This window comes from Nocardioides sp. dk884 (genome assembly GCF_009557055.1).
Classification (GTDB): Bacteria; Actinomycetota; Actinomycetes; order Propionibacteriales; family Nocardioidaceae; genus Nocardioides.
Map to the genome: position 1 here is coordinate 4,007,740 of NZ_CP045649.1, position 16,458 is coordinate 4,024,197.

The window sequence follows — 16,458 nt, forward strand, 5'->3', positions numbered from 1 at the left end:
CTGACCGTACCGGCTCAGCTGGCGGTGGGGATCGCGACCGACAGGCCGCGGCTGACCGCGCGGGCGGTCTCGCCGACCGCACGCGAGAGGGCGACGACGTTCTGCTGCGGGCCGGGGACCGCGACGCAGATCGTGGAGCGGACCTCGCGGGAGTGGTCGAAGACGGGGGCTGCGATCCAGGTCAGCGAGCCGGGGGTGGTGCCGCGGACGACCGAGACCCCGGTACGGCGGATCTCGCCGAGACGCTGCCAGAACTCGAAGTCGTGGGTGCGGTCGACGCCGCCGTCGCGGGCGACCAGCTCGGCGGCCTCCTCGCGGGGCATGTTGGCCAGGAACACCCAACCGGACGCCGAGCGGACGATCGGCAGCTGGCGCGGCAGCCGCTGACGGCGGACCGCGGCGTTGCCGGCGATGATGTCGGCGAGCACGATCTGGTCCCCGTCGCGGGAGCCGAGGGCGGTCACCGCGTCGGTGGCCGCGTGCAGGTCGACGAGGTAGGGACGCGCGATGTCCTTGAGCCGACGCACGGTCGGCACTCCCCAGCCCAGGCGCCACAGGCGGACCCCGAGGCGGTAGCGACCGCGCGAGGCGCGCTCGACGGCACCCCACTCGGCGAGGTTGGCCAGCATCCGGTGCACAGTGGCGGGCGGCAGGTCGGTCTTCGCGCACAGCGAGCCGATCGTCTGCTCGGGCTCACCATCGGTGAAGCACTCGAGGATGTCGAAGGCGCGCCCCAGGACCGATCGTCGGCTCTCGCCGTGCTCCGTCGTCACCTGGCTCATCAGACATACCTCCCACATTTCGGAACGTCGTTCAGTTATTCGGAACGACGTGGCCGACTCTAGTGGTGGGCGTCACCGAATGCAACGACCTCGCGTCAAGTAATTTCACCGACGTTTCGTTGTGCGACATCGGTGTTGCCGCACCGACGACAAACGCCCGGCCCGCACGTGGTGTGCGGGGCCGGGCGTGGTGTCGTGGCGGCGTGCCGGGCGCGGAAGGAGCGCGGGCCGCCTCGACGGCTCGGAGACCGTGCGGCGGGTGCCGACCTGCGTGGGGTCAGCGACCCTGCCAGACGGGCTCGCGCTTCTCGAGGAAGGAGCGCGCCCCCTCCTTCTGGTCCTCCGAGGAGTACACGTCCGGACCGATGTCGAGGCGGATCGCGGCGTGCGGGTCCATCCCCTCGGTGCGGCGGTAGGTCAGCTTGAGCCGCTGCAGCGACAGCGGCGCGGAGGAGGTGAACTGGGCCATGAACTCGTCGGCCACCTGCGCCAGGTCCTCCAGCGGGGCGGTGCGGTTGACCAGGCCCCACCGCTCGGCCTCGGCCAGCTCGATCTTGCGGCCCGAGTAGAGCCACTCCATCGCGATGCCCTGCGGCACCATCCGCGGCAGCGCCACCGAGGCGTAGTGCGCGCCGCGGCCGCGCCGCGACTCCGGCACCGCGAAGAACGCGTGGTCGGCGACGACGCGCATGTCGCACGACAGCGCCAGCTCGAAGCCGCCAGCGACCGCCGGGCCGTTGACGACGGCGATGGTCGGCTTGCGGCTGTCGATCATCACCTCGAAGAGGCTGCGGAAGCGGTTGTGCAGCGGGCCGAACCAGGCCTCGCCGCGATCGGCGCGCACCTTGGCGTCGCCGAGGTCGGCGCCCGAGCAGAACGCCTTGCCCGCACCCGAGATCGCGATCGCGTAGACCTCGGGGTCGTGGTCGGCCTCCATGACCGCGTCGACCAGCGCGTCGTTGAGCTCGCGGTTGAGGGCGTTGCGGACGTCGGGGCGGTTGAGGGTGAGGTGGCGGACTCGGCCGCGGGTCTCCGTCAGGAGGACGGGCTCGCTCATCGGGGCTCCTGGGATGGTCGGGACGGGAGGACGGGTACGACGGCGGGCGCCGTCACCAGCGGTAGTCCGGGACCGTGCCGCGCACGGTGACCCACTGCTGCTCGGTGAAGGCCTCCAGGTTGGCGGCGTGGCCGCCGTGGCGCGCACCGTTGCCGGAGTGGCCGACGCCGCCGAACGGCGCGACCGGCTCGTCGTTGATGGTCTGGTCGTTGATGTGCACCAGGCCGGCCGGGATCCGCTCGGCGAGCGCGAGGCCGCGCATCACGTCGGTGGTGAAGATGCCCAGCGCGAGGCCGTAGGAGGAGTCCGCGGCCAGCGCGGCGGCCTCGTCGTCGTCGGCGAAGGTCACCACGGGGGCGACCGGCCCGAAGACCTCGTCACGGTACGCCGGGGCGCTGGGCGGCACGTCGGCGAGCACGGTCGGGCGGTAGAACGGGCCCTGGGCCTCGCCGCCGGTGACCAGGCGGGCGCCGGCCGCGATCGTGTCGGTGACCATCTGGTGCACCCGGTCGCGCTGGGTCGCATCGATCACCGGGCCGACGTCGGCGTCGGTGCGCGCCGGGTCGCCGAGGCGCAGCGCGGCGGCGGCCTCGGCGAGGCGCGCGACGTACTGCTCGGCGACCGCCTCGTGGACCAGGTGCCGGCCGGTGGCCATGCAGATCTGGCCGGCGTGGCGGAAGCTGCCCCAGGCCCCGGCCGCGGCGGCCCGCTCCACGTCCGCGTCGTCGAGGACGATCGTCGCGGAGTTGCCGCCGAGCTCGAGGTGGGTGCGCTTGAGGTGCTTCGCGGCCGCTGCGGCGATCGCCTTGCCGGCACCCGTGGAGCCGGTGAACGCGATGACCGGGACGTCGGGGTCGGCCACGATCGCCTCACCCACGTCGGCGCCACCGGGCAGCACGTGCAGCAGCCCGGCGGGCAGGCCGGCCTCCTCGAAGACGCGGGCCAGCAGGACCCCGCCGACGACGGCGGTGCGCGGGTCCGGCTTGAGCACGACCGCGTTGCCGACCGCGAGGGCCGGGGCGATCGCGCGCAGCGCGAGCAGGATCGGGGAGTTGAACGGCGCGATCACGCCGACCACCCCGACCGGCACCCGGCGGGTGAGCGACAGGCGTGGCTGCATGCTGCGCAGCACCTCACCGGCCGGCATCGAGGCCAGGCTGGCGGCCTCGTAGCACTCCTCGGCCGCGATCAGCCCCTGCGGGCCGGAGACGCGCTGCGGCGCCCCGGCCTCGCGGGCGAACAGGTCGGCGATCTCCGCGGCGTGGTCGGTGAAGATCCGTGCGGCGGCACGCAGCACCCGGGCGCGCACGTCGTACCCGGCGGCGGCCCAGGCGCGCTGCGCCTGCATCGCAAGGTCCACGGCGCGGTCGACGTCGGCGGGGGCGGCCAGGCCGACGGTGCCGACGTCGGTGCCGGTCGCCGGCTCCGTGGTGGTCAGGGTCCGGTCGGCCGGGCGCCAGGTCCCGTCGAAGGTGCGCCCCTCCCAGACCGCGGCGTCGAGCAGCGTGCTCACGCCTGACCGCCCTCGGACGCGGCCTCGGCGACGACGCCGTCGCGGCGCAGCTCGGCGATGGAGTCGTTCGAGAGCCCGAGGCTCGCGAGCACCCGGTCGGTGTCGGCGCCGAGCGCCGGCGGCGGGCACTGGTGCTCGGGGTACTCCCCGCCGAAGGTGATCGGCAGGTTGACGACCTCGAAGTCGGAGACCTGGTGGTGGTCCATCTTCTCGAGCAGCCCGAGGGCCTTGACCTGCGGGTCGTCGACCATGTCCGGCACGCTGTTGACCGCCGAGCAGGGCACGCCCGCCTCGTGGAGCAGCGCGATGAGCGGCGCCGTCTCGAAGCCGCGGGTGACCTCCGAGACCGCGGCCTCGACCTCGGCACGGTTGGCCGAGCGCTCGGGGTTGGACCCGAAGCCCTCGCGCTCCATCAGCGCGGTGGCGCCGGTCGCGGTGCAGAAACGGGTCCACAGCGCCTGGTTGCCGGCGGAGATGAAGGCCCAGCCGTCCTGGGTCGGGAACGCGCCGTACGGCACCACGCCGGCGTGGCCGGAGCCGAGGTTCTTGGGCTTGCCGTTGCCGGCCAGGGCCCCCATCACGTTGGCGTGGGTCCAGGTCACGGCCGTCTCCAGCAGCGAGACCCCGACGTGGACGCCCTTGCCGGTGCGCTCCACGGTGCGCAGCGCGTCGAGCACGCCGATCGCCGCCCACATGGCGGTGCCCTTGTCGAGCACCGAGAGCGGGATGCGCGCGGGCGGGCCGTCGCCGGTGCCCATCATGTCGATGATGCCGGTGTAGGCCTGCAGCAGCGGGTCGTACGCCGGCTCGGCGGCCTTCGGGCCGGTGCGACCGAAGCCGGTCATGTCGCAGTACACGAGGCGCGGGTTGATCTCCTGCAGCTGCTCCCAGGAGAAGCCGGCCTTGGCCAGCGCGCCGGGGCGCAGGTTCTGCACCAGCACGTCGGCGGAGGCGATCAGCTCGCGCAGCACCTGCTGGCCGCGGGGGTCCTTGTAGTCCAGCTCGAGGCTGAGCTTGTTGCGGTTGAGGTGGAGGAACGCGATCGACTCGCCGTCCCAGGCCGGCGGCGCCCAGGCACGGGTGTCGTCGCCGGCTCCGACGCGCTCGACCTTGATCACCTCGGCGCCGAGGTCACCGAGGATCTGACCGGCCAGCGGGCCGGCGACCGAGGTGCTGATCTCGATGACGCGAAGCCCGGCGAGCGAGCCGCGGGTGCCTTCAGCCATGGGGGATTTCCTCCTGTGTCGTGGGTGGCGCCCGCGGACGGGGCGCCGGTGTGCCGCCGTACGGCGGGCGATGCTGGGGGGGTGCTCAGTCCTGCTCGGGCAGCAGCAGGCGGACCGGCTGGCCGGCCTCGGCGGCGTCGCGGGCCGGGGAGGTGACGGGTGCCTTCCACGGCGAGAGGCAGCCCTCGTAGGTCTGCGCGCCGAGGCGGAAGTGCTGGGCCTCCTCGATCGTCTCCACGAACGGCATGTCCATCGCGTAGAGCTGCTCCCCGCGCGGGCGGGGGCCGACCTTGCTGACGTGGCCGTAGAGCTCGTGGCCCACGACCTCCTCGGCGACGTGCGCGGCCTCGATCAGCAGGCCGAGGTCGATGCCGGTCTCGATGCCCTCCTCGTGCAGGAGGTCGACGAGGTCCTCGGTCGGGATCATCTTGGTGGCGCGGCCGTTGCCGCAGTACGGGCACCCGCCCATGCCGCCGATGGTCGTGTCCAGGCCGAGGGTGTGGCGCGAGTCCAGCGCACGCAGCGCGACGTACGCCGAGGTCAGCGCGCTCCCGCGGCCGTTGTGCAGGTGCAGGTGGTAGGTCGTGACCTCGGGGAACCGCTCGACGCAGGCGCGGATGGTCTCCTCGACCGCGCGCGGGGTGTTCCAGCTCATCGGATCGCCGATCCAGATGGTCCGCGGCTCGACCCCGGCGGCACGCCAGGCGGCGAACTGCAGGTCCAGGACCTCCAGGCGCTGCTCGAGGCTGAACGGGCCGACCCAGTTGGACCCCCAGGCCGCGTTGATCGCGACCACGGCGTCGGTGACGCCGCGGGCGACCGCGCGCTCGATGGTGGCGGGCAGCGCCGCGATCTCGTCGGTCTGCGACTTGGCGGTGTTGCGCTGCACGAACACGTCGCACAGGTGCACGGTGGTGCGCTGGGACTTCGCCGGCGGGCTCAGCGGCGGGGTGTGCTCGGCGCGGCGCTCGACGCCGCGGGCGTTGAGCGCGAGCGCGGAGTAGTCGACGCCCTCGACGGGGGTGAAGCCGGCGATGACCTCCTCGACGCGGGCCATCTGCGGCACCCACTTCGGGCTCACGAACGAGCCGACCACGATGTGCTTGAGCCCGGTCGCGGAGAGCGCGTCGAGCAGGCGGATCTTGGCCTCGACGGGGATGTCGGCGCTCTCGATCTGCATGCCCTCGCGCATGCCCTCCTCGACGATGACGACCTGGGGGTGGTTGCCGGTCACGGGTGCTCTCCTGCGGGGCTGGTGTTCTCGGGGCTGGACTTCTCGGGGCTGGACTTCTCGGGCTCGTACGCCGGCTCGCCCAGGGCGCTCAGGGCCGCACCGAGGGCGGCGTGCTCGCCGGTCAGGGCGGTGCGCAGCGTGGTGAGCAGGTGCCGGGCGGCCTCGGGGCGCCACCCGCCGGCGGTCACGGCGAGGAGGAACTTCTCGTCCACCTCGGCGTCGCTCAGCGGGTTGCGGGCGTCGCCCCTGGTCAGCAGCACCAGGCGCTCGGCGCTGCGACCGTCGCGCAGGGTGGCGCGCACCAGGGCGAAGCGCTCGTCGGCCAGGTCGGGGCGACCGGGCGGATCCGGCTGGGACACGACCTCGACCCGACCGGCCAGCGCGACCGTCTCCGGCGCCGCGACGGCCTCGTCGGTGAACGCCTCCAGGCCGAGGCGGCCGGTCAGCAGCGCGGTCGCGACCGTGTGCGGGAGGCTGAACTTGCCCTCCAGCCCGGTGCGCGGCGCGTGGGTGATCAGCGGGCGCAGCGAGCCGGGGTGGCTCAGCACCTCGACGCGGGTGTACTCCTCCGCGGCGGGTGCGCCGAGCTCGGCGCGCACCTCCAGCGCGGCGTCGACCGCGCGGTGGGTGCCGTAGCAGGAGGGGTAGCGCTTCAGCGACCAGTCCTGCGACCACGCGGCGTACCAGTGCTGGAGGCGATCGCCGACCCGCGCCACGGCGGCCGGGTCTGGCTCGCCGAAGGCGGCCAGGAAGCCGAGGCGGTGCTCGAGCTGGGCGGGGTTGGCGTCCAGCCCGCAGCGCACCAGCGCCACCGCGCTCACCGCGTCGCGGGCCGCGAGGCCGGCGTGCAGCGGCTTGGCGCCGGTGCCGAAGTTCGCGATGCTGCCGCCCGCCATCGACGCCACCAGGCCCAGGGCCTGGCGGGTCTGCTCGACGTCGAGGTCGTGCAGGCGGGCCAGCGCGGCCACCGCCGCGAGCCGCCCGACGGTCGCGGTGCTGTGCCAGCCGCGGCCGTAGTGCACGTCCATCGGCAGCGCCTCGCCGAGCGCGCGGTTGACCGCGTTGCCGACGTGCACCGCCTCGATGAGCCGGGCGCCGTCGGTCAGCACGTCGGCGTCGGCGAGCAGCGCCGGCCACAGCACCGTGCTCGGGTGCAGCGGCATCGAGGGGCAGGCGTCGTCGAAGTCGAGCGCGTGCCCGGCGACGCCGTTGAGCAGCGCCGCCTGGGACGGGGCGCGGCGGGCGCCCTCGCCCCAGACGACGGCGCCGCCCTGGGCGGGCTCGGTGCCCACCCAGCGGCGTACGGCCTGCACGGCCTCGGCCGTGCGTCCGGCCACGGCGACCCCGACGGTGTCGACCAGGCTGCTGAGCACCGCTGCGGTGTCCGCCTCGGCACGGGCGGGGGCGCACGCGAACGCCGCCACCACCTCGGTCAGCCCCCGGTCGGGCATCGTCGGAGTCACCTCACCCATGGCTCAGTACGACCGCGGCATGCCCAGGTCGCGCTGGGCGATGCCGGCCAGGATCAGGTTGGTGCTGATCGGGGCGATGAGCGGGCCACGGGCGGCGCGGAACTTCTGCTCCACGCCGTACTCCGAGGCCAGGCCGTAGCCGCCGAAGGTGTCCATGGCGGCGTTCGCGGCCTCCCACTGCGCCTCCGCGGCGAGCAGCTTGGCGATGTTGGCCTCGGTGCCCGAGCGGCTGCCGGCCTCGAACTTCTCCGCCGCCTGCCAGCGCAGCGCGCTGGCCGCGCGCAGGTGCGCGAACGCCTTGGCGATCGGGAACTGGATGCCCTGGTTCATGCCGATGGGGCGGCCGAAGACCACGCGCTCCTTGGCGTACTCGGTGGCGCGGTCGATGAACCACAGGCCGGAGCCGACGTACTGCGAGGCGGCCAGGATGCGCTCGGCGTTCATGCCCGAGAGCGTGACCTTGAAGCCCTTGTGCTCCTCACCGATCAGGTTCTCGGCCGGCACCACCATGTCGGTGAAGGTGAGCTGGTTGGTGTGGTGACCGCTCATCACCTTGATCGGGTCGATGGTCAGCGTGCCCGCGGCCAGCGCGTCACGCATGTCGACCAGGAACACCGAGACGCCGTCGGTCTTCTTCTCGACGTCCTCGTACTTCTTGGTGCGCGCGATCAGCAGCAGCAGGTCGGACTGCTTGGCGCGCGAGGTGAAGATCTTGCCGCCGTTGATGACGTAGTTGTCGCCCTCGCGGCGCGCGAAGGTGCGGATCCGGGTGGTGTCGGTGCCCGCGTCGGGCTCGGTGACACCGAAGGACTGCAGGCGCAGGCCGTCGGCGATCTGCGGCAGCCACTTCTGCTTCTGCTCCTCCGAGCCGTGCCGCAGGATCGCGCCCATCGTGTACATCTGGGCGTGGATCAGGGTGCCCGGGGCGCCCCAGCGGTTCATCGTCTCGAGGAAGAGCGCGGCGTCCGGGATCGAGGCGCCGCCGCCGCCGTACTCGGTCGGGATGAGCATCGAGAGCCAGCCACCCTGCTGGAGGTCGTCGACGAAGTCCTGGGGGTACTCCCCGGACTCGTCGACCTGGATCCAGTACTCGCGGTCGTACTTGGACAAGATGTCCGAGACGACGTCGCGCAGCTCCTCGCGCTCCTCGGGCAGGTCCTCGGCGAGCCAGTCGTGTGCCATCAGGCGAAACCTTTCTTGTCGGTCGGTGCCCGGGCAGCCGGGCGGACGGCGCGGCCGGAGGCCACGCGAGGGTCAGAGGTGTCAGGCGGTGGTGACGGCGACGTCGAGCACCAGCGGCTCGGTGCGCTCGCCGAGGGTCGGGACCACCTCGTCGAGCACGGCCAGCAGCTCCTCGACGGTCTCGATGCGCTTCGCCGGGCAGCCGAAGCCGGCGGCCAGCGTGGAGAGGCTGATCTCGCCGAAGCCGGGCCACGGCGGGGTCGCGCCGGCGTTGTGCGCGAGGCGGTCCATCACGGCGTAGCCGCCGTTGGACATGACCACGAACAGCACGCCGACGCCGTACTTCTGCGCGCTCCAGAGGGCCTGGACGTTGTAGAGCGAGGCGCCGTCGCCGACGATCGCGACCACCGGGCGCTCGGGGCGGGCCATCTTGACGCCGATCGCGCCGGGGACGGCGAACCCGAGGCCGCCCATCGCCGCGGTGAGGAAGCCGAACGGCGCGCGCACCGGCAGCGCGGCGAGCAGCGGACGGCGGGTGGAGGGGCTCTCCTCGAAGTACGTCGACTCGGCGGGCAGCCGCTCGGCGAGGGCCTGGAACACGTCGCCGGGACGGATCTCGGCGCCGGGCTCGGCGACCAGCGGGGCGGGGACCGGGCGCGGGGCGCGCGCGGCGGGCGCACGCACCGGGAGGTCCTGGGCCAGGGCGCCGGCGACCGCGTCGATCGGGGCGATCACGGCCAGCTCGGCGTCGCTGTGGACGGCCTCGTCGGCGTCCTCGGTGACCACCAGCACGCGGGTGTCGCCGCCGACGAAGTCGCCGTCCTCGAAGAGGTACTGACGGAACGCGTGGGCACCGAGGACCAGCACGACGTCGTGCTCGCCGAGCGCGTCGCGCAGGCCGGCACGGCCGGGCGGCAGGTGGCCGGCGAACAGCGGGGAGGTCTGGTCGAAGCCCATCCGGTAGGAGTAGGCGGCCTGCCAGACCGGGGCGTCCAGGGCGGTGGCCAGCTCGGCGACCGCGGACCAGGTGCCCGGGTCGTCGGCGAGCGAGCCGAGGACCAGCGCGGGGCGCTCGGCGTCGCGCAGCACCCCGGCGATCTCGGCCACGGCGTCCGGGTCGGCGGAGGTGCCGACGACCAGGCGGCGCGCGGGGGGGCGCGGACCCCGTCGGCCGGCTCTGCCCAGTCGCTCATCGGGATGATCACCACGGCGGGGCCGCGGTGGACGGTCGCGTCGTGCAGCGCCCGGGCGATCGCGCCGGGCACGTCGCCGGCGCGGGCCGGCTCCTCGACGCTGACCGGGTAGTTGCCGGCCAGGGTGGCCAGGTCGCCGACCAGGAACGGCGCCGCGGCGAGGTGGCGGCGGTCCTGCTGGCCGACCAGCAGCACGACCGGGGCGCGGTTGGCGCGGGCGGTGGCCAGGCCGCCGACGGCGTTGCCGTAGCCGGCGGTGGTGTGCAGCAGGGCGAGGGCCGGCTTGTTGGCGGCGATCGCGTGGCCGGTGGCCATGCCGAGCACCGAGCCCTCGTGCAGGGCGAGGACGAAGTCGAGGTGGTCGGGGAGGTCGGTGAGCAGGTCCACCTCGGTGGAGCCGGGGTTCGCGAAGATGCGGTCCACCCCGTGGTTCCTCAGCACCTCGAACACGGCATCGCGGACGGTGGTGGGCACTCGCAGCTCCTCGGCGTACAGGGGTCGGCAGACAGATCGCTCGATGATTCGAGATCGAGTCTCACCGGCACCGACGGGCGCCGAGAATGCGTAATCGCATCCACCGGAAGACGCCTTTCCGCACCCCTCTGAGCGGACCTAGCGTCCGTCTCATCAGCCCGCAGGAACCCCGCCCGCCCGGCACGCCGGTCGAGAGCGGCGAGGACGCGGCAACACGCTCAGACATCGAGGAGTGCACGGATGAAGATCGCCCGGTTCGGCAAGGGTCAGGTCGGCGTCGTCGACGGTGAGTACGTCGTCGACGTCACCGAGGCGGCGGGTGTCGACGTCGCCGAGTGGCCGCCGGTCGGCCCGAACCGCCTGATCGCCGAGTGGGACCAGCGCCGTGCGGCGATCGAGGCAGCGGTCGCGACCGGTGCGCGCACCCCGCTCGCCGAGGCGGGCCTGCTCACCCCGGTCCCGTGGCCGAACAAGGTCATCGCCTACCCGGTGAACTACCACGACCACGGCCGCGAGATGCAGGCCGGCTACCGCGCCGACGTACAGGGCTTCTTCCTCAAGCCGCCGTCGTCGCTCTCGGGTCCCGAGGACTTCGTCGAGCTGCCCGCCCTCCCCGGCCGCGAGGTCCACCACGAGTCCGAGCTCGGCATCGTGATCGGCAAGGGCGGCCGCGACATCGCCCGCGAGGACTGGAAGGACCACGTCTTCGGCTACGCCTGCCTGCTCGACATGGTCGTGCGCGGCCGCGAGGAGCGCGTCTTCCGCAAGGCCTACGACACCTTCTGCCCGGTCGGCCCCTGGATCACCACCGCCGACGAGGTCGACGACCCGACCCAGCTCAGCATGAAGCTCTGGGTCGGCGACGAGCTGCGCCAGGACGCCAACACCCGCGACCTGGTGCTCGACATCCCCGGGATGATCGCGATGGCCTCCACCGTGATGACCCTGCACCCCGGCGACATCATCGCCACCGGCACGCCGGCCGGCGTCGGCCCCGTCGTCGACGGCGACGTCATCCGCATCGTGATCGAGCAGGTCGGCGAGATGAACGTGCCCGTGCGCCAGGGCACGCGTGGCAACACCGAGGTGTTCGCCAACGCCTACACCCCCGACATCATCAAGCAGAAGTGAAGGAGCGCGCCATGTCCGACGCCGTCGTCCCCACCTCCGCCGACATCGAGAGCCTCGAGCAGCTCTACGGGATCTTCGACGACCTGAGCATGGAGGGTGGCTGGCACCGCCGCTTCCCCGCGCTCTGGGCCGAGCCCCGCAAGAACCTGGTCCCCTACCGCTGGAAGTACGCCGACATCCAGTCGGTCCTCGACGCCGCCGGCCGCCTCGTCGACCACTCGATGGCCGACCGCCGCAACGTCACCATGCGCAACCCCGTCGAGGGCAACGAGTACGCCACCGTGCGCACCCTCGTCGCGGCGTACCAGCTGATCCGTCCGGGCGAGACCGCCGACTGCCACCGCCACACCCCGGCGGCGCTGCGGATCATCCTCGACGGCAAGGGCACCTACACGGTCGTCAACGGCCACCGCGTCGAGATGCGCCCCGGCGACGTGCTGCTGACGCCGTCGACGTTCTGGCACAGCCACTCCCACGAGTCCGACGCGGACGGCGACGACTGCTACTGGGTCGACATCCTCGACGTGCCGCTGATCCACCTGCTCGAGCCGATGTTCTTCAAGCAGCACCCGGACCGCCTCGAGGCGGACCCGGTCGACGTGGACTCCTCGCCGCTGGCCTTCCGCTGGGAGGACTCCCTCTCGCGCCTGGACGCCGCCGAGGCGCCCGCCGACGGGCTGGCGTCGAAGGTGATCGAGCTGGGCGAGCCGGCGATGCCGACGATCTCCATCCACGTGCTGCGCCTGGACGCCGGCTTCACCTCGCAGGTCCACCAGACCACGGCGAACTCGATCTTCACCGTCGTCGAGGGCTCCGGCTCGCTCGACATCGACGGGGAGACCATCACCTGGCAGCGCGGCGACGTCATCGCCGTCCCCTCGTGGCGCCCGTACTCCTTCCGTGCCGACACCGACGCGCACCTGGTGCGCTGCAGCGACGAGGCCGTCCTCAAGGCCCTCGGCCTGCTCCGTACCGAAGCTCTCTGAGCCGACCAGAAAGGCAACCCCCATGCGCGTGGTTATCGCGGGCGGTGGCATCGGCGGCATGACCGCCGCCCTCGCCCTGCTGAAGAAGGGCTTCGAGGTCGAGCTCTACGAGCAGGCCCAGGAGATCAAGGAGGTCGGCGCCGGCATCCAGATCAGCCCGAACGGCAACCGGGTCCTCGACGCCCTGGGCGTCTTCGACACGCTGAAGCAGCTGTCGTGCGACCCGGAGCGCAAGGAGCTGCGCCTGTGGAACTCCGGCGAGCCGTGGCCGCTGTTCGACCTCGGCTCGCTGGCGATCGAGCGGTACGGCTACCCGTACCTCACCGTCTACCGCCCCGACCTGCTGGACACCCTGCGCCAGGCGGTCCTCGCGGAGGACCCGCACGCGATCCGGCTGAAGTCGCGCGTCGTGGGGGTCTCCCAGGACGACACGTCCGCCTCGATCACCCTCGAGGACGGCACCGTCGTCACCGGTGACGTCGTCATCGGCGCCGACGGCTGGCGCTCGGGGATCCGCGACGAGCTGTGGGGCCCGTGCGCCCCGGAGTTCTCGGGCATGGTCGCCTGGCGGGGCCTGATCCCGATGGAGAACCTGCCCGAGGAGCTGCGCTCCTGGGTCGGCACCACCTGGATCGGCCCCCGTGCCCACGCCGTGCACTACCCGCTGCACGGCGGCAAGCTGATGAACTTCGTGGCCACCATCGAGGGCAAGGAGTGGACCGCCCAGGGCGGCAACGTGCACGGCACCGTCGAGGAGTGCCTCGAGGACTTCGCCGGCTGGCACGAGAACATCCAGACGCTGATCAAGCTCTCGCCCTCGCTGATGAAGTGGGCGCTGGTGCGCGGCGAGCCCATCCCGCACTGGACCAAGGGTCGGGTCACGCTGATGGGCGACGCCTGCCACGCCACCCTGCCGTTCCTGGCCCAGGGCGCCGTCCACTCGATCGAGGACGGTCTGGTCCTGGCCCGCGCGCTCGAGGCGTACGGCTCGAACCCGGAGAAGGCGCTGCTGCGCTACGAGCACGCCCGCATCGACCGCACCTCCAAGATGGTCCGTGGCGCCACCGCGAACACCGACCGCTTCCACTCCCCCGAGCTGGCCACGCCCGAGAGCGCGAAGGCCTACCTCGAGCGCGAGTGGAGCGTGGACCCGATCGCCGACCGCTACGACTGGCTCTACTCCTACGACGCCACCACCGTCGAGATCTGAGCCCGGCGGGCGTCGCGGCCACCCGTACCGCCCGCCCACCACCCCAGAGGAGGCACGTCCCACCGGACGTGCCTCCTCTGGCTATTTCGGGTCGAGTCGAGACTTGTGACGGTTGAGTCGAAGGGTGGTGGCGGGTCGAGTCGAGGGTTGTGGCGGGTCGGCGTCGCGGCGTACGTCGTGTTGCGGGCGCGGGGTTGCGCATTCCCGCGCAATTGCTGGGAAAAGCACCTGCGCGGCGCCGGGGCCGGTGCTTTTCCCAGCATTTGCGCCGAAGACACCCTCCCCCGGGCCGCCACGCCCCGACCCGCAGGTCAGGAGGCGCCGGCCGGCTCCTGGGCGCGCGAGGCGGAGCGGACGAGGGCGACACCGAGGAAGGTGAAGGCCACGCTGAGGGCCATCAGCGACACCATGGGTACGGCGGTGTGCTCGCCGGCGATCCCGACGAGCGGGGCGACCACCGCGGCCAGGCCGAACTGGGCGCCGCCCATGAGCGCCGAGCCGGTGCCCGTGCGGGGCTTGGCGCGCAGCAGGCCGATCGCGTTGCAGTTGCCGGTGAGCAGGCCCTGGGAGCCCTGCACGGCCAGGAAGCCCACGATCATCGCGGGCAGCGGGAGGTCGAGGAACACGACGCAGACGAGCAGCACCGCCACGCCGAACGCCTGGCCGAGCGCGCCGAAGACGATCAGCCGCTCGGGGGCCACGAACAGCACGAGACGACGGTTGACCATGATCATCGCGACCAGCGCGGCGGCGGTGCAGGCGAAGACCGCCGAGTAGGCGTACTCCGAGAGCCCCAGGATCGTCTGGAGCACGAACGGGCTGGCCGAGATGTAGGCGAACATCGTCGCGAAGCTCGCCGCCACGGTGACGACCGCGCCGAGGTAGCCGCGGTCGGCCAGCAGGTGGCGTCCGTCGACGACGATGCGCCGCAGCCCGCTGCCGCCGCGGTGCTCCGCGGGCAGCGTCTCCGGGATCATCGCCACGATCGCCACCGCCATCGCCACGGTCATCGCGAACAGCATCCAGAACGCCGCCCGCCAGCCGAACGGCCCGATCAGCAGCCCGCCCAGCACCGGCGCCGCGATCGGCGCCACCGACTGCACCGCGGCCAGGGCCGAGAACGCCCGGGCCGCGGTGGCACCGGTCGACAGGTCAGCGACCACCGCCCGCGCGACCACCATCACCGCCCCGGTGCCGATCCCCTGGAGGGCCCGCGCGGCGAGCAGCAGCCAGATCGACTCGGCCAGCGCGCAGGTCAGGCTGGCCGCGACCCCGAGCGCGATGCCGCCGATCAGCACCGGCCGGCGTCCGACCTGGTCCGACAGGGTGCCGCAGACGATCTGTCCCACCGCCGTCGCCAGCAGGAACGCGGTGAGCGTCAGCTGGACCTGGGCCGCGGTGGTGTCCAGGTCGTCGGCGATCTGCGGGAAGCCCGGCAGATAGGTGTCGATCGCGAACGGCGGGAACCCGCTGCACGCCGCGAGGACCAGCAGCAGCGGCACCGAGAGGCCGCCGCCCGGCCGGACGGTGGCGCGGGCGGCGGGGCGGTGGCTGGTGCTCAACCCGCAGTGGTCCCCTCGAGCAGCCGGCTCACGTCGTCGTACGACGCGACATCGGCGATGCGCCGGCCGATCTCGTCGGCGCCGCCGGGCAGCCCGGCGGCGTTGAGGCGGAACTTGAGCATGATCTCCTCGTCGCTGAGCGGCCGCTCCGAGGTGCCCCGCGTGGTGAGCACCTCCTCGACCAGCTCGGTGCCGTCCTTGAGCTTCACCCGCACGATCGAGGGGAAGTGGCTGGGGAAGATCTCGTCGCAGCGGGGGTCGCCGACGTGGGTGATCCGGGCGGCCAGGTCGAGCAGCACCGGGTCGGCCACCTGGGCGTCGGTGAAGTCGTCGAGGTAGACGCCGAGCCCGCCCCCGCCGCCGAGCGCGATCGCGAAGGTGAACGGGCCGGAGAACTGCGCGTGGTAGCCCGACTCCGGGCGGATCTTGGCTTCACGCGGCTGCGCGATGGTGCGCAGCACCGGGGAGGGGACGCCGATCTCGACCGACTCGATCTGCTCGGGCTTCAGGCCCTTGGCCCGCAGCGCGAGCGCGGCGTCGATGCCGGAGTGGGTGAAGACGTTGGTGGGGTAGGGCTTCACGAAGCAGTCGCCCGTGGCCCACACCTCGCCGAGCCCGTCGAGCAGCGCCGCCTCGTCGTAGGTCTCCCCGCAGTAGGCGTGGAAGAACCCGAAGCGGCCCTCGAGCACGGTCGGCGGGCCGGTGAGACCGGCAGCCGCGGACTGGGCGGCGACGACGCCGGAGTGCGCGGCCCAGCCGCAGTGCATGCGCTTGACCGAGCCGCCGGCGCGGTTGGCCTCCAGCAGGCCGGCGCCCATCGAGGCCGCGATGCCCATCGCGTGGGCGATCTGGTCCTCGGGCAGGCCCATCACGGTGGCCGCGGCTGCGGCCGAGCCGAGCGCGCCGCAGATCGAGGTGGCGTGCAGGCCGCGCTCGAAGAAGACGGAGTTGTTGATCGCCGGGTCGTAGCCGGCGTTGCCCAGCCGGATGCAGATCTCGTTGCCGACGGCGATCGCGGCGAGCAGCTCGCGGCCGCTGGCGCCGCACGCCTCGGCGGCGGCCAGCGCGGCCGGAACCACGGAGGCCGAGGGGTGCAGGATCGAGGGCACGTGGGTGTCATCGAAGTCCAGGGCGTGGCCCAGGGTGCCGTTGACCAGCGCGGCGGTCGGCGCCGGGACCTTCTCGGCGAGGCCGAGGGCGGTGGACTGCTCATGCCCGCCCCAGGCCCGGGCCAGGTTGTGCACGATCTGGGCCGGACCGGTGGCCAGCGCCGGCACCGAGATGCCGATGGTGTCCAGCAGCCGCTGGCGGGCGTCGTCCAGCGGGGCCTGGGCGGGGTCCGCGCGGAAGGCGGCGGCGAAGGCGGCCAGACGGGCGACAGCAGTCGCCCCTTCGGTGCTCGGGGCGACTGCGGTCACGGAACTGGGCTCCTCGTG

Annotated in this window: 13 protein-coding genes and 1 pseudogene; 3 read left to right on the forward strand and 11 right to left on the reverse strand. The window is 72.9% G+C overall.

Annotation, left to right across the window (positions count from 1 at the left end; genetic code table 11):
* Positions 1-14 precede the first annotated feature (14 nt).
* The 9 genes and pseudogenes from GFH29_RS19150 to GFH29_RS20885 all read right to left on the reverse strand — a co-directional run.
* Positions 15-782, reverse strand: coding sequence for an IclR family transcriptional regulator (locus GFH29_RS19150; protein WP_153325325.1), 768 nt, complete (start codon positions 780-782; stop codon positions 15-17).
* Between the two features lie 277 nt (positions 783-1,059).
* Positions 1,060-1,839 carry an enoyl-CoA hydratase/isomerase family protein gene (locus GFH29_RS19155; protein WP_153325326.1) on the reverse strand — a complete coding sequence of 260 codons (780 nt, stop codon included), beginning with the start codon at positions 1,837-1,839 and terminating at the stop codon, positions 1,060-1,062.
* A 52-nt stretch (positions 1,840-1,891) separates the two neighbouring features.
* Positions 1,892-3,352, reverse strand: a complete 1,461-nt coding sequence (locus GFH29_RS19160) for an aldehyde dehydrogenase family protein (protein ID WP_153325327.1) — start codon at positions 3,350-3,352, stop codon at positions 1,892-1,894.
* A complete protein-coding gene (locus GFH29_RS19165; protein ID WP_153325328.1) occupies positions 3,349-4,578 on the reverse strand; it encodes a CaiB/BaiF CoA transferase family protein in 1,230 nt (409 codons plus the stop codon). The genes GFH29_RS19160 and GFH29_RS19165 overlap by 4 nt, the downstream gene beginning before the upstream one ends.
* A gap of 85 nt (positions 4,579-4,663) precedes the next feature.
* On the reverse strand, positions 4,664-5,812 hold the full coding sequence (locus tag GFH29_RS19170; RefSeq protein ID WP_228387626.1) for a citramalate synthase: 1,149 nt from the start codon (positions 5,810-5,812) through the stop codon (positions 4,664-4,666).
* Positions 5,809-7,284: an MmgE/PrpD family protein gene (locus GFH29_RS19175; protein WP_153325329.1), complete on the reverse strand. Its 1,476-nt coding sequence runs from the start codon at positions 7,282-7,284 to the stop codon at positions 5,809-5,811. Before GFH29_RS19175 ends, GFH29_RS19170 begins: the two co-directional genes overlap by 4 nt.
* A 3-nt stretch (positions 7,285-7,287) precedes the next feature.
* Positions 7,288-8,466: an acyl-CoA dehydrogenase family protein gene (locus GFH29_RS19180; protein ID WP_153325330.1), complete on the reverse strand. Its 1,179-nt coding sequence runs from the start codon at positions 8,464-8,466 to the stop codon at positions 7,288-7,290.
* 81 nt (positions 8,467-8,547) lie between these two features.
* On the reverse strand, positions 8,548-9,573 hold the full coding sequence (locus GFH29_RS20760; protein ID WP_228387627.1) for a thiamine pyrophosphate-dependent enzyme: 1,026 nt from the start codon (positions 9,571-9,573) through the stop codon (positions 8,548-8,550).
* Between the two features lie 305 nt (positions 9,574-9,878).
* Positions 9,879-10,133 (reverse strand): annotated as a pseudogene (locus GFH29_RS20885) (thiamine pyrophosphate-binding protein); the annotation flags it as partial.
* Between the two features lie 240 nt (positions 10,134-10,373).
* Between GFH29_RS20885 and GFH29_RS19190 the strand changes: the two are divergent.
* From GFH29_RS19190 to GFH29_RS19200, 3 genes are read left to right on the forward strand one after another with little or no spacing between them, the layout of a single operon-like run.
* The gene (locus tag GFH29_RS19190; protein ID WP_153325331.1) at positions 10,374-11,264 is read left to right on the forward strand and encodes a fumarylacetoacetate hydrolase family protein; all 891 of its coding nucleotides are present in this window, start codon (positions 10,374-10,376) and stop codon (positions 11,262-11,264) included.
* Positions 11,265-11,275: 11 nt separating this feature from the next.
* On the forward strand, positions 11,276-12,250 hold the full coding sequence (locus tag GFH29_RS19195; RefSeq protein ID WP_153325332.1) for a cupin domain-containing protein: 975 nt from the start codon (positions 11,276-11,278) through the stop codon (positions 12,248-12,250).
* Between the two features lie 22 nt (positions 12,251-12,272).
* The gene (locus GFH29_RS19200; protein ID WP_153325333.1) at positions 12,273-13,460 is read left to right on the forward strand and encodes an FAD-dependent monooxygenase; all 1,188 of its coding nucleotides are present in this window, start codon (positions 12,273-12,275) and stop codon (positions 13,458-13,460) included.
* A gap of 311 nt (positions 13,461-13,771) precedes the next feature.
* On the opposite strand, the gene GFH29_RS19205 is transcribed toward GFH29_RS19200, so the two are convergent.
* Positions 13,772-15,022, reverse strand: coding sequence for a multidrug effflux MFS transporter (locus tag GFH29_RS19205; protein WP_153325334.1), 1,251 nt, complete (start codon positions 15,020-15,022; stop codon positions 13,772-13,774).
* A complete protein-coding gene (locus tag GFH29_RS19210) occupies positions 15,019-16,440 on the reverse strand; it encodes an MmgE/PrpD family protein (protein ID WP_153325335.1) in 1,422 nt (473 codons plus the stop codon). The genes GFH29_RS19205 and GFH29_RS19210 overlap by 4 nt, the downstream gene beginning before the upstream one ends.
* Positions 16,441-16,458 lie beyond the last annotated feature (18 nt).

Coding starts and splice junctions, on each gene's coding strand:
- GFH29_RS19155 (WP_153325326.1), bottom strand. CDS start 1,839: ATGAGCGAGCCCGTCCTCCTGACGGAGACCCGCGGCCGAGTCCGCCAC.
- GFH29_RS19150 (WP_153325325.1), bottom strand. CDS start 782: ATGAGCCAGGTGACGACGGAGCACGGCGAGAGCCGACGATCGGTCCTG.
- GFH29_RS19195 (WP_153325332.1), top strand. CDS start 11,276: ATGTCCGACGCCGTCGTCCCCACCTCCGCCGACATCGAGAGCCTCGAG.
- GFH29_RS19190 (WP_153325331.1), top strand. CDS start 10,374: ATGAAGATCGCCCGGTTCGGCAAGGGTCAGGTCGGCGTCGTCGACGGT.
- GFH29_RS19200 (WP_153325333.1), top strand. CDS start 12,273: ATGCGCGTGGTTATCGCGGGCGGTGGCATCGGCGGCATGACCGCCGCC.
- GFH29_RS19175 (WP_153325329.1), bottom strand. CDS start 7,284: ATGGGTGAGGTGACTCCGACGATGCCCGACCGGGGGCTGACCGAGGTG.
- GFH29_RS19165 (WP_153325328.1), bottom strand. CDS start 4,578: ATGGCTGAAGGCACCCGCGGCTCGCTCGCCGGGCTTCGCGTCATCGAG.
- GFH29_RS19180 (WP_153325330.1), bottom strand. CDS start 8,466: ATGGCACACGACTGGCTCGCCGAGGACCTGCCCGAGGAGCGCGAGGAG.